This is a genomic window from Streptomyces sp. BB1-1-1, from assembly GCF_031597775.1.
GTDB lineage: Bacteria > Actinomycetota > Actinomycetes > Streptomycetales > Streptomycetaceae > Streptomyces > Streptomyces thinghirensis.
Genome location: NZ_CP134203.1, coordinates 8,140,365 through 8,152,595 on the forward strand (window position 1 = coordinate 8,140,365; position 12,231 = coordinate 8,152,595).

The 12,231-nt window shown below is 71.5% G+C and carries 11 protein-coding genes and 2 pseudogenes; 11 read left to right on the forward strand and 2 right to left on the reverse strand.

The window, feature by feature from the left end:
* The first annotated feature begins 34 nt into the window (after positions 1-34).
* From RI578_RS37365 to RI578_RS37380, 4 genes are read left to right on the forward strand one after another with little or no spacing between them, the layout of a single operon-like run.
* Positions 35-1,534, forward strand: coding sequence for an FGGY-family carbohydrate kinase (locus RI578_RS37365; RefSeq protein ID WP_310875226.1), 1,500 nt, complete (start codon positions 35-37; stop codon positions 1,532-1,534).
* Positions 1,534-2,289, forward strand: coding sequence for a (Fe-S)-binding protein (locus RI578_RS37370; RefSeq protein WP_310875227.1), 756 nt, complete (start codon positions 1,534-1,536; stop codon positions 2,287-2,289). Before RI578_RS37365 ends, RI578_RS37370 begins: the two co-directional genes overlap by 1 nt.
* Entirely contained in the window at positions 2,286-3,710 is a 1,425-nt protein-coding gene (locus tag RI578_RS37375) for a LutB/LldF family L-lactate oxidation iron-sulfur protein (RefSeq protein ID WP_310875228.1), read from the forward strand. Before RI578_RS37370 ends, RI578_RS37375 begins: the two co-directional genes overlap by 4 nt.
* Positions 3,707-4,348, forward strand: a complete 642-nt coding sequence (locus RI578_RS37380; RefSeq protein ID WP_310875229.1) for an LUD domain-containing protein — start codon at positions 3,707-3,709, stop codon at positions 4,346-4,348. The genes RI578_RS37375 and RI578_RS37380 overlap by 4 nt, the downstream gene beginning before the upstream one ends.
* 64 nt (positions 4,349-4,412) lie before the next feature.
* On the opposite strand, the gene RI578_RS37385 is transcribed toward RI578_RS37380, so the two are convergent.
* Complete coding sequence (locus RI578_RS37385) at positions 4,413-5,006, reverse strand: VOC family protein (RefSeq protein ID WP_310875230.1); 594 nt, start codon at positions 5,004-5,006, stop codon at positions 4,413-4,415.
* A gap of 230 nt (positions 5,007-5,236) precedes the next feature.
* Between RI578_RS37385 and RI578_RS37390 the strand changes: the two genes are divergently transcribed.
* The 6 genes and pseudogenes from RI578_RS37390 to RI578_RS37415 all read left to right on the forward strand — a co-directional run bounded on the left by RI578_RS37390 (position 5,237) and on the right by RI578_RS37415 (position 10,321).
* Entirely contained in the window at positions 5,237-6,355 is a 1,119-nt protein-coding gene (locus RI578_RS37390) for an ABC transporter substrate-binding protein (RefSeq protein WP_310875231.1), read from the forward strand.
* A gap of 199 nt (positions 6,356-6,554) precedes the next feature.
* The gene (locus RI578_RS37395) at positions 6,555-7,823 is read left to right on the forward strand and encodes an MFS transporter (RefSeq protein WP_310875232.1); all 1,269 of its coding nucleotides are present in this window, start codon (positions 6,555-6,557) and stop codon (positions 7,821-7,823) included.
* Positions 7,824-7,926: 103 nt separating this feature from the next.
* A pseudogene (locus RI578_RS37400) lies at positions 7,927-8,265 on the forward strand (metal ABC transporter solute-binding protein, Zn/Mn family); the annotation flags it as partial.
* Between the two features lie 158 nt (positions 8,266-8,423).
* Positions 8,424-8,609: pseudogene (locus RI578_RS37405) on the forward strand (hypothetical protein); the annotation flags it as partial.
* 489 nt (positions 8,610-9,098) lie between these two features.
* A complete protein-coding gene (locus RI578_RS37410) occupies positions 9,099-9,620 on the forward strand; it encodes a hypothetical protein (protein WP_310875233.1) in 522 nt (173 codons plus the stop codon).
* 89 nt (positions 9,621-9,709) lie between these two features.
* The gene (locus RI578_RS37415; RefSeq protein WP_310875234.1) at positions 9,710-10,321 is read left to right on the forward strand and encodes a DUF998 domain-containing protein; all 612 of its coding nucleotides are present in this window, start codon (positions 9,710-9,712) and stop codon (positions 10,319-10,321) included.
* 24 nt (positions 10,322-10,345) lie between these two features.
* Here RI578_RS37415 and RI578_RS37420 read toward each other — a convergent pair whose 3' ends face one another.
* Complete coding sequence (locus RI578_RS37420; RefSeq protein WP_310875235.1) at positions 10,346-11,185, reverse strand: aldo/keto reductase; 840 nt, start codon at positions 11,183-11,185, stop codon at positions 10,346-10,348.
* Positions 11,186-11,370: 185 nt separating this feature from the next.
* Here RI578_RS37420 and RI578_RS37425 point away from each other — a divergent pair, with 185 nt between their 5' ends.
* A complete protein-coding gene (locus RI578_RS37425; RefSeq protein WP_310875236.1) occupies positions 11,371-12,210 on the forward strand; it encodes an endonuclease/exonuclease/phosphatase family protein in 840 nt (279 codons plus the stop codon).
* Positions 12,211-12,231: the final 21 nt, after the last annotated feature.

The window sequence follows — 12,231 nt, forward strand, 5'->3', positions numbered from 1 at the left end:
CACTCCTCGCCGCGCACAGCGGAGGTAACACCACGTGACCACCACCCCGGCCTCCTCGGCCTTCCCCTCGGCGTTCGCCGCGGTCGACCTCGGGGCCACCAGCGGACGGGTGATCCTCGGCCGGGTAGGGCCGGACAACCTCGACCTGACCGAGGCCCACCGGTTCCCCAACACGCCCGTACGCCTGCCCGACGGACTGCACTGGAACCTGCTCGCACTGTTCCAGGGAACCGTCGACGGACTGCGGGAGGCCGCCCGGGCCGGTTCGGTCGTCTCCATCGGTGTGGACACGTGGGCGGTGGACTACGGACTCCTCGACGCCGACGGCGTACTCCTCGGCACCCCGTACCACTACCGGGACAGCCGCACCGACGACGCCGCCCAGCGCGTCCGGCCCCGCGTCGGGCCCGAGGAGCTGTACCGGATCACCGGACTCCAGCACCTGCCGTTCAACACCGTCTTCCAGCTCGCCTCGGCGGCGGGCAGCAGCCAGTTGGAGGCTGCCCGCACCCTGCTGCTGATCCCGGACCTGCTGGTCCACTGGCTGACCGGAACCATCGGGGCGGAGGCGACCAACGCCTCCACCACGGGCCTCTTCGACGCCCGCGAACGCGGCTGGTCCGGAGAACTCCTCGACCGGCTCTCCATCGACCCGGCCCTGCTGCCGCCCCTGCGCCACCCCGGCGACCCGGCCGGAACCCTCCTGCCGTACGTCGCCGCCCACACCGGTCTCGACGCGAGCACCCCGGTCGTCACCGTCGCCTCGCACGACACCGCCTCCGCGGTCGCCGCCGTCCCGGCCACCGAACCGCACTTCGCCTACATCTCGTGCGGTACCTGGTCCCTGGCCGGCCTCGAACTGGACGCCCCGGTGCTGACCGAGGCATCCCGGGCCGCGAACTTCACCAACGAACTGGGCGTGGACGGCACCGTCCGCTACCTCCGCAACATCATGGGCATGTGGCTGTTCGAGGAGTGCCGCCGGACCTGGGAGGCGCAGGGCCCGCCCGCACACATCCCCGTACTCCTCGCCGAGGCCGCCCGGTGCACGGCGTTCGGCGCGGTCGTCGACCCGGACGACCCCGGGTTCCTCGCCCCGGGCGACATGCCGGAACGGATCCGCGAGTACTGCCGCCGTACGGACCAGCCGGTCCCCGGCAGCCGGGGTGCCGTCGTCCGCTGCATCCTGGAGAGCCTGGCGCTGGCCCACCGCCGCACCCTGCGGCAGGCGGCCGAACTCGCCGGCCGCGACATCACCCACGTCCACCTCGTCGGCGGCGGCTCCCGCAACGACCTGCTCTGCCAACTCACCGCCGACGCCACCGGACTGCCCGTCGTCGCCGGGCCCACCGAAGCCACCGCACTCGGCAACATCCTCGTCCAGGCCCGAGCCGCGGGGCTGGTGGCCGACCTGGCGGCGATGCGCCGACTCGTCGCCTCGACCCAGCACCTCCGGCGCTACACCCCACGCGGCGACAGCGCGGCCTGGGACGCGGCAGCCGCCAGGCTCAGCCCTGCCCGAACGGAGCCCTGATGCGCGTAGCCCTCTTCGCCACCTGCGTCAACGACGCCCTCTACCCGTCCACGGCGATCGCCACCGTCAAGGTGCTGGAGCGCCTCGGAGTCGAGGTGGACTTCCCCGCCGCCCAGACCTGCTGCGGCCAGCCGCAGTACAACACCGGCTACCGGCGCGCGACCGAACCCCTGGTGCGCCGCATGGCCCGGGCCTTCGAGGGCTACGACCACGTCGTCACCCCCTCCGGCTCCTGCGTCGCCATGGTCCGCGACAACTACCCCCGCATCGGCGCCAGGGCGGTGGCCGAGGGCCGGGGCGGGGAGCTGGCCGACGCCGCCGCGTCCCTCGTGCCGCACGTGCACGAGCTGACGGAGTTCCTCGTGGACGTGCTCGGGGTGACGGACGTCGGCGCCTACTTCCCCCACACGGTCACCTACCACCCCTCGTGCCACGGGCTGCGCGTGCTCGGCCTGCGCGACCGGCCCCGCCGGCTGCTGGAGGCGGTCAAGGGACTGGAACTCGTGGAACTGCCGGGCGCCGAGGAGTGCTGCGGCTTCGGCGGAATGTTCGCCGTGAAGAACGCCGACGTGTCCGAGGCGATGGGCGACGACAAGATCCGCAACGCCCTGTCCACGGACGCGGACGTGCTGTGCGGCGCCGACAACTCGTGCCTCATGCACATCGGCGGCATGCTGCGCCGCCAGCAGGCACCGCAGCGGGCGCTGCACCTCGCGGAGATCCTCGCGAGCACGGAAGAGGAGCCGCTGCGATGAGTGGGACCTTCATGGGAATGCCGTCCTTCCCCGAGGCGGCACGGGACGCCGTACGGGACACGACCCTGCGGGGCAATCTGCGGCACGCGACGCACACCATCCGGGACAAGCGGGCCCGTGCGGTCGCGGAGCTGGACGACTGGGCGGCGCTGCGCGAGGCCGGGAAGCGGATCAAGGATCACACGCTGCGGCATCTGGACCGGTATCTGGTGCGGGTGGAGGAGGCGGTGACGGCGGCCGGGGGGACGGTGCACTGGGCCGCCGACGCCGAGGAGGCCAACCGGATCGTCGCGGACCTGGTGAAGGCGACCGGGGAGTCGGAGGTCGTCAAGGTCAAGTCGATGGCGACGCAGGAGATCGGTCTCAACGAGGCGCTGGAGGCGGAGGGCATCCGCGCCTACGAGACCGATCTCGCCGAGCTGATCGTGCAGTTGGGCAGGGACCGGCCCTCGCACATCCTGGTGCCGGCGATCCACCGCAACCGCGGCGAGATCCGGGACATCTTCCGCTCCGAGATGGGCGAGTGGGGCCGCCCGGCCCCCGAGGGCCTGACCGACACGCCGGCCGAACTCGCCGAGGCGGCCCGGCTCCACCTGCGGGAGAAGTTCCTGCGCGCCAAGGTCGGCGTCTCCGGCGCCAACTTCATGGTCGCCGAGACCGGCACACTCGTGGTCGTGGAGTCCGAGGGCAACGGCCGGATGTGCCTGACCCTGCCCGAGACCCTGATCTCCGTGGTCGGCATCGAGAAGGTGATCCCCACCTGGCGCGATCTCGAGGTCTTCCTCCAGCTCCTGCCCCGCTCGTCCACCGCCGAGCGGATGAACCCCTACACCACCATGTGGACGGGCACGACCGACGGCGACGGTCCCCGCACCTTCCACCTGGTCCTGCTGGACAACGGCCGCACCGACACCCTCGCCGACGAGGTCGGCCGCCAGGCACTGCGCTGCATCCGCTGCTCGGCGTGCCTGAACGTCTGCCCGGTCTACGAGCGGGCCGGCGGCCACGCCTACGGCTCGGTGTACCCGGGCCCGATCGGCGCGATCCTCAGCCCGCAACTGCGGGGCACGGGCAGCGAGATCGACGCCTCCCTGCCGTACGCGTCCTCGCTCTGCGGTGCCTGCTACGAGGTGTGCCCGGTCGCCATCGACATCCCCGAAGTCCTGGTGCACCTGCGGGAGAAGGTCGCCGACCAAGGCGGCAAAGGGCACCGTCTGGAGGGGGTCGCGATGCGGACGGCGACCTGGCTGCTCGACCACCCGGCCGCTCTCAACGCCGGTGAACGGCTCGCCTCCAGGACCCGGAAGCTGCATCCCAAACGGCTTCCCGGCCCCGGCGCGCGTGAGTGGACCAACAGCCGCGACCTGCCGGCCATACCCGCCGAACCCTTCCGTGACTGGTGGAAGAAGAACCACGCATGACGTCTCCGTCCTCCTCCCGCGACCGAGTCCTGGGCAGGGTGCGCAGGGCCCTCGCCGAAGCGCCCGAGGCCCCCGAGGTCACGCGCGACTATCTCGTGAGCCACACGCCGGACGACCCCGTCACGGTGCTCGACCTCCTCCACGAGAACCTCGTCGACTACCGGGCCGGCGTGCACCGCGGCACCCGGCAGGGACTTCCGTCACTCATCGGCCGGCTCCTCGCCGACCACGGCGCACGTTCCGTCGTCGTACCGCCGGGCCTGCCCGGCGCCTGGCTGGCCGACTCGGACGCCCGGCGACGATACGACGACCCGCCCCTGACCCCGGCAGAGCTCGACTCCGCCGACGCCGTGGTCACCGGCTGCGCCCTCGCCGTCGCGGAGACCGGCACCGTCGTACTCGACGCCGGCCCGGGGCAGGGCCGACGTGCCCTCACCCTCATCCCCGACCTGCACATCTGCGTCGTCGACGTACCCGGTCAGGTGGTCGCCTCGCTCCCGCAGGCCATGCCGCGCCTCGACCCGACCCGCCCGACCACGTGGATCTCCGGCCCGTCCGCGACGAGCGACATCGAACTCGACCGGGTGGAAGGCGTCCACGGGCCCCGGACCCTGGAGGTCGTCCTGGTGGTGGACTGACCTCGCGGTCGACGGGCGGACAGGGCAGCTTTCGGGAGCGGCTCGACGCCCGAACAGTCGGGGGTCAACGCGCGACCAGAAACTCGTTCCCGCCGGCGTCGAGGAACTCGCCGGGTTCCCCATCGCCATGGGTGACCTCCAAACGCAGCCGGTTCCGCCCCGCCTTCGGCGCCGCGGGCGGACCCAGCACCAGCGAGACCGTGCTGGTGGGCTCCTGGCGCAGCCGGACGCCCCACGTGTGGGACTCGACCGCGTGCCAGTCGGCCTCGGACTGCCAGAAGGCCGCCTGCGCGCAGCGGTTCTCCTCGGCGACGTCGAGGCAGATGGCGACGAGTCCGGAGTCGGCGAGCACGCCGGGATGGCCGGGACGCAGCACGCAGAACTCGTTGCCCTCCGGATCGGCGAGCACGTCCCAGGGGACGTCCCCCTGGCCGATGTCGGCCCGCGTCGCACCGAGTGCGAGCAGCCGCGCCACCTCGGCCCGCCAGTCCGGTCCTCCGGCCAGGTCGAGGTGGAGTCGGTTCTTGTGCGCCGCCTTCGGCTTCGCGGTCGGCACGAACCGCAGCCGCAGGCCGCCCGTCCGGCCGCGCGTCGCGTCCAGCCAGAAGCGGTCCATGCGCGCGACATCCAGCGCGTCGATCACGATCCCGGTCAGCATCTCGTTCCCCCAAGCCGTCGAACCCTTTACCGAAGGGCTGTATGCATCATGCATGCATAGTGCGTTATGCAATCACCCCATTACTTCTCTTAGCTTGCAGGGCAAGTCGGCCATCGTCACCGGGCGGCTCGGCGAACAAATAGTCGGTTGCCTTTCGGTGCTGGTGGCGGATGCAATGTCCGGGACGGTCAGAGCCGCAACCCCAACCCACGCACGGGAGACGCCAACACGTGAATGCGCCACCATCGTCGCCGGCGGCTGAGCCGACCGACCGATCACCCGTCCTGATCGGCGCGCTCGTTCCGCTGTCCCGTCCCGGCTGGGCCGAGGCGGGCCGGCACCTGCTCGCCGGGCTCGAACTGGCCGTTCACGAAGTCAATGACGCCGGTGGCATCGTCGGAAGACCACTCGAACTGCTGGTCCGGGACACCGCCGCCGATCCCGAGAAGGCCGCGGCGGCCGTCGATGAATTGGCCGGCCTGGGCGTGGCTGCCCTGGCGGGGGAGTATCACAGCGTCGTCGCCCGCGCCGCCGCCGCCAGGGCCGACGCCCTCGGCCTGCCCTTCCTCTGCTCGTCAGCCGTTCTCGACGCGCTCACCGACCAGCCGACGGAGTGGGTCGCGCGCCTCGCCCCGGCGCAGTCGCACGGCTGGCGGATCTACGCGGACTTCCTCCTCGACGCGGGCCACAGCCGAATCGCCGTAGCCGCCGAGCCGAGTGTCTACTGGGCATCCGGGGCCCGCGTCCTGCGGGACTGCCTCGCACCACGCGGCGGCACCGTCACCGAACTCGACATGCGCGCTCTCGACCCCACGGCCGTGTGCGACGAACTCGTCACCGAGCGCGCGACAGCCCTCGTCCTTCTGGTCGGCCACCCGGAGCCGGCAGTGTCGATCGTCAGGTCCGTCCGCCGCGACCAGCGCCTCGCCGGGATCATGATCGGCGCTCCGGCCGGGCAACCGGAGTTCGCCGAATGGGCGGCTTCGCTGGGCGACGACAGCGCCGCGGTCCCGTTCCTGCGCTACCTGCCCGAGCGCCTCGGCCCACTCGGTGCGCGAGTGGAGACGGCCCTCCGCGAGCGGCTGGCCGAAGCGCCCTCCTTCGTCGCCTTCGAGGGGTACGACACGGTCGCCGTCCTCGCCGATGTGCTGCGTGCTCACGGCGTGGAACGGGCGCGCACCGCCGCATCCTGGCCGAGCGTCGCGGTGGAAGGCACCCGCGGGCAGATCCGGTTCTCCCGTACGCCAGGCATCAGCGTATGGCAGTGGGCCTGGGCACCAGTCCAAGTCGTCGACCGGGATCCGGCGGAACCCGGTCGCTTTCGGGTCCTGGCGCCTCCGCCGAAGTGACCCGCGAAGAGCTGCGAGCCCGGTCGCACCTCACGCACTTCCACGGCAACGCATCACGTGGCGGTTCCTGTGCCGACGCGTCCCGCGGTGCGCTCGCCGAAGCCCGGGCCGGAGGCCGACCTGCTCGCCGTGCGCGGCGCGGCCCTCGCCGAGAGCCGGAACAGCTCGGCTCACCCGCACCGACCCGTGGAGAGCCCTCGTGACCACGCCCGTTCCCGCGCACCCGACTGCGGCCTCCGGCATACCCGACCCCGCCCCGGCGCAGCGCCGCATCCTGCGCGTCCTGGTCGCCTCCCAGGTCCTCAGCGGTGCCGGCCTCGCCGCCGGTGTCACCGTGGGCGCCCTGCTCGCCCACGACATGCTCGGCTCGACCACCCTCGCCGGGCTGCCCAGTGCGCTGGTCACCGCGGGGTCCGCGCTGGCTGCCATCGCCGTCGGCCGTATCTCCCAGGCCCGCGGACGCCGCCCCGGCCTGGCCGCCGGTTACCTCACCGGCGCCCTGGGCAGCGCGGGAGTCATCACCGCCGCCGTCCTGGACAACCCCGTCCTGCTGTTCACGGCCCTGTTCGTCTACGGCGCCGGCACCGCCACCAACCTCCAGGCCCGCTACGCGGGCGCCGACCTCGCCACCCCCGACCACCGGGGCCGCGCCGTCTCCACCGTCCTGGTCGCCACCACCCTCGGCGGCGTCGCCGGCCCCAACCTCGCCGCACCCACCGGCACCCTCGCCGAGACCCTCGGCATCCCGCACCTCGCCGGCCTCTTCCTGCTGTCCGGCACCGCCTACGCCCTGGCCGCCCTCGTCCTCGCCCTCTGGCTGCGCCCCGACCCGCTGCTCCTGGCCCGCACGATCGCAGCGTCCCGGGAGAGCAGTACGGTCGGCACACCGTCGCCCCAGGAGCAGGCCGCGGGAAAAGCGCCGGGGGGAGTCGTCCTCGGTGCGCTGGTGATGGTCCTGACTCAGCTCGTCATGGTCGCGGTCATGACGATGACGCCCGTCCACATGCACGACCACGGCCACTCCACGGCCGCCTCCGGCCTCGTCATCGGCATCCACATCGGCGCCATGTACCTGCCCTCCCCGCTGACCGGCCGGCTCGTCGACCGCTTCGGCCGCATGAAGGTCGCCGCCGCTTCCGGCGTAACGCTCCTGGCCGCCGGGATCCTCGCCGCCGTGGCTCCCGGCGACTCCGTGGCTCTGCTCGCACTCGCCCTGGCCCTGCTCGGGCTGGGCTGGAACTTCGGCCTCGTGTCCGGCACCGCGATCATCACCGACACGGTGCCGCTGGCCACCCGCGCCAAGACACAGGGCCTGGTCGACGTCTCCATCGCCGTCGCCGGCGCCACCGGCGGCATGGCCTCCGGCCTGGTCGTCGCCGCCGGCGGCTACCCCGTCCTCGCCCTCACCGGTGGCGTTCTGTCCCTCGCGCTCCTGCCCGCCGTCGCCGCCACCGCCTACCGGCGATGAACTCCACGGACTCCGGCATCCCCGCACCGGACAACACCGTCAGGCCGGTTGCCAGATCTGAGAACGTACTGCGGCACGTGGACGCCGCCCGCGAGTCCGGGGTGTCACCAACCACCACGTCTTCGGCTACCTCGCGGAACGCTTCGGCTTCCGGGTGATCGGTGCGGTGCTCCCCAGCGGCACCACCTTGGCCTCGCCCAGCTCCTCCGACCTGCGCTCGCTCACCGAAGCCATGCGGGAGGCCGGGGTCCGGACGGTGTTCGCCGACTCCTCCCAGCCCAAGCGGCCGGCCGAGGTGCTGCGCACGGAACTGGGCGGCGGGGTCCGCGTCGTCGAGCTCTACTCCGAGTCGCTGACCGAGAAGGGCAAGGGCGCCGGCACCTACCTGCAGATGATGCGCGCCAACACCACCGCGATGACCGACGGCCTCCCCGGCGACTGAACCCGCACGACCGCACGACCGCACGATCGCGCCACCGCGCCACCGCGCCACCGCGCCACCGCGCTGGCACGACCGGCCGCCACCGACAGAGACACCGACGCCGCCTCCGTGCGGCCGGAAAGGAACACACACAGTGAGCAAGGCGATACGCAGACAAGTGGCAGGAGCCGCTGGACTGGCAGCAGGCCCGGCCCACCCTCTTCGTCCGCGACCACACCGCGTACGTCTCCGAACCGGGCCAGCGGAAGCTGCACGCCGTCGACATCGAGTCCGGCGAGAAGGTCACGTCGGTGACGCTGCCGAAGAGCACGAACGAACTGTCCGGCGTCGCCGCCGGCCACTGACCCCCGGCCCACCCAGGCACAACACGAGGCGCGTGCCTGGGTGGGCTGAAGCGCGCCGCTCGCCCCGCCGTTCAGGAAGCGGTCGGAGGGATCTGTCCGCGCAGCCATTCAGGGTCGGGGTTGACGTGCGGTCGGCCTGCCACCATGACGGTCGGCACGGTCTCGTCGCCCGACGAGTGCGCCGCAGACCACGAACGCCATCGGCAACACCCACGCGCGCGTCATGAGGGAAAGACTATGCGGTGGCGTAGGGGCCGGACGCCCAGTGGTTCCGCCATTGCAACGAGCGGCAACAGAGTTCGTTGCATTAAGTTCGGGACATTGCAACGATTAAAAGCGTTCTGCCTGTGGCAATAGCGCTCACGTGCAAAAATTCGGTTGCCTACATAGTGAACGCAACGTAGCGTTTCCTATGTTGGAAACAGCGGGGCGACAGTCGCACGGATCGGGAAGTGCGCGTTTCGTTGGTGAGCCGGCAGGGGGCGGATCATGGAAATAGCACAGAGTCGGCAGCGGGCACCCGGGCCCTTCACTTCCTTCGCCCGTTTCGTGCTCTGCGGCGGCGGAGTGGGGATCGCCTCCAGCCTCGCCGTGGCGGTCGTCGCCCTCTGGATCCCCTGGATGCTGGCCAACGCCCTGATCACCGCGGGCTCCACCCTGCTCGCGACCGAGCTGCACGCCCGCTTCACCTTCGGCGCGGGCGGGCACGCGACCCGGCGCCAGCACGCGCAGTCGGCCGGGTCCGCGGCGGCCGCGTACGCGGTGACCTGCGCGGCGACGTTGGCCCTTCACCAGCTGGTGGCGGCGCCCGGTGCGGTGCTCGAGCAGGTCGTCTACCTGTCCGCCTCCGCACTCGCCGGTGTCGCGCGGTTCGCGGTGCTGCGCCTCGTCGTCTTCGCACGGCATCGCTCGCAGGTCGCGGCCACCGTCCCCACCGCTCGCCCCGTGCCCGCGACCGTGGCCCGCGACTCCGCCCCGGCCGCCCCCGCGGTGCTCTGCCACGCCGCCTGACCACTCCGTCGGGCGGCGTGCCGCGCATGCCGCGGCCGGAGAAGCCCCGGGTTCGGCTCCGGGCGGGGGTGACGTTTTATGGTGATCCAATGCGACTTGCCCCCAGATGGGTCCTGCTCTCGTCGGGGTGTGCGCCCCTCCTGCTGATCGGAGGCTGGACGGGCGCGGCACTGTTCGAAGGGCCCGCCTACGACCCCGTCACCGAGACGATCAGCGCCCTGGGGGCCTACGGGGCTTCCGGGTTCTGGGTGATGACGGCGGCGTTCCTGGCTCTGGGCGCCTGCCACCTGCTGACGGCTTGGGGACTGCGGACAGCTGCCACCGCCGGACGCGTGGCGTTGGGCGGCGGCGGTCTCGCGGCGCTGGCGGTGGCACTGCTCCCCGCACCGACCAGCGGGGGTTCACTGCGTCACGGAACGGTGGTGGCAGTCGGATTCACACTTCTGGCAGTGTGGCCGGTACTGGCCGCCAACGGCGGCGCAGCCGCCCCCTGGGCTCTGAGGCTTGCGCCCTCGATCGTGGTGACCGTCCTGATGGCCGCCGGTGGAGCATGGTTCCTGATCGAGATGCACCGACACGGTAACGCCGGCGTCGCGGAACGCGTCGTGACGTTCATCCAGTCGGTGTGGCCCTTCGTGGTCGCCGCCTCCTGCCCTCACCACTCCGAGGTACCGGCCGAGCGGACTGCCGGCCCTGGCTAGGAGTTCCGTACCGGGCGTCAGGGCCTACGCCAGGTCGGACAGCCGGTCGAGGCGATCGCGGTGGCCGGACGTCAGGTGGACGCGTTCCGCGGCGAGGTTCTCCTCCAGGTGGTTCACCCGGGCGGTGCCCGGGATCGGGAGGACGACGGGCGAATGGCCGAGGAGCCATGCGAGCGCAACCTGCGTGGGAGTGGCACCGAGTTCGTCCGCCACAGCGGCTACCTCGGCCCTCGCTCCGGAATCTCCCCAGGCGACAGGACGCCACGGCAGGAACGCGATCCCCGCGGACTCGCAGGCGGCGAGTACCGGTTCGTGCTCGCGGTCGAGCACGTTGTAGCGGTTCTGCACGCTCGCGACATCGACGATCCGCCGTGCCTGGTCAAGTTCGTCCACGGTGACCTCGGACAGCCCGATCCGGCCGATCTTGCCCTCGGCTCGCAGGTCCCGCAGCGTGCCGAGCTGATCGGCGAGCGGCGTCTCCGGATCGATCCGGTGCAACTGGAGCAGCTCGATCCGTTCAACGCGCAGCCGGCGCAAGGCCCGCTCGACCTGATCGCGCAGAACGGCCGGCCGCCCATCGAGCTTCCACTCGCCTGAAGGACCCGATCGGGCAAGGCCGACCTTGGTGGTGATCAGCAGCCCATCCGGGTAAGGGTGCAGGGCCTCGGCCAGCAGTTCCTCGTTGGCGCCCCCGCCGTACATATACGCGGTGTCGATCAGAGTGACGCCCAGCTCAACGGCCCTCCGGGCCACCGCGAGAGAGTTCTCGCGGGCCGCACCCGGCTCCGTCGACAAGTGCATGGCCCCGAACCCGAGCCGCCGTACTCCCAGGTCCCCGCCGATACGAAACGTAGTCGATGTCATGTGCTGTCCCCTGGCTCAAGAGGCAAAGCTAGCATCGCAGTTGGTCACGACGACGTCCGTCCCCCAACTGCCGGAACCGGGCGGCCGAACCGGGCGGCCATCGACGAAGCCGTCCGTGTCGCCCCGTCCCATAACCTTGCGTGTGGAGACGTCGGATGCCATGTGGATCGACAAATCAGGAGGCGATGGTGCTCGCAAGGGGCAGGTGGCTGCTCGCAGGCGCCATGACCGTGGTCTGCATGCTGCTCGTCGGCCCCAGCACACCGGGCGGTGCCCTCTTCGTGAGGTCACTCCCCGTCGATGCCGTCGGGGATGTCGTCCCGAACCGGGTCATGACGTGGAACATCTGCAACCCCTGCGAGGTGAGCAACGTCGACCGGGCGGCGGAGATCGCGACATACGCGCCCCAGGTCATCGGCCTGCAGGAAGCGTGCGTGCGTGACGTCGAGAGGATCCGGGATCATCTGGAGAGCCTTTACGGGCTGGTCTATCACGTCGAGTACGGGATGGTCCTTCAACACCGGGGCCGCTGCGGGGGAGTGCCGTGGAATCCGGGGGGCTTCGGCCAGGCGATCCTCTCGGCAGCACCGATGACGGACCGCGTCCACGTGGAATACCCCGACGGTGGTTCCGAAGACCGCGGGTACATGGCGGTCACCACCCTGGTGGGCGGTCAGCCCGTCCGGGTCTTCAACACGCACCTCGCCCAGCGACGTCAGGAAGCAGTCCGAGCGGACCAGGCCGGCGTACTCGCGGCTGAGGTCGCTCGGCACGATCGCGCGGTCGTGCTCGGCGACTTCAACGCCGTGCCGGACGCTCCCGAACTCGCCCCGATGTGGGCCCTGGCCGCGGACACGGACCCCCAGTGCCGCCCCTCGCCCGCCGGCTCCTGCGAGCCGACCACCGACTGGCAGAGCAAGTTCGACTACGTCTTCCTGCGAGGCATCACCCCGCTCGAACACCGCGTGCGACCCACTCAGTACTCGGACCACCACCTGCTGCACACCGACGTGGACCCGGCCTGAAGAGCCTCCACGTCGGTCTCC

Coding starts and splice junctions, on each gene's coding strand:
- RI578_RS37370 (WP_310875227.1), top strand. CDS start 1,534: ATGCGCGTAGCCCTCTTCGCCACCTGCGTCAACGACGCCCTCTACCCG.
- RI578_RS37375 (WP_310875228.1), top strand. CDS start 2,286: ATGAGTGGGACCTTCATGGGAATGCCGTCCTTCCCCGAGGCGGCACGG.
- RI578_RS37380 (WP_310875229.1), top strand. CDS start 3,707: ATGACGTCTCCGTCCTCCTCCCGCGACCGAGTCCTGGGCAGGGTGCGC.
- RI578_RS37385 (WP_310875230.1), bottom strand. CDS start 5,006: ATGCTGACCGGGATCGTGATCGACGCGCTGGATGTCGCGCGCATGGAC.
- RI578_RS37410 (WP_310875233.1), top strand. CDS start 9,099: ATGGAAATAGCACAGAGTCGGCAGCGGGCACCCGGGCCCTTCACTTCC.
- RI578_RS37415 (WP_310875234.1), top strand. CDS start 9,710: ATGCGACTTGCCCCCAGATGGGTCCTGCTCTCGTCGGGGTGTGCGCCC.
- RI578_RS37420 (WP_310875235.1), bottom strand. CDS start 11,185: ATGACATCGACTACGTTTCGTATCGGCGGGGACCTGGGAGTACGGCGG.
- RI578_RS37425 (WP_310875236.1), top strand. CDS start 11,371: ATGGTGCTCGCAAGGGGCAGGTGGCTGCTCGCAGGCGCCATGACCGTG.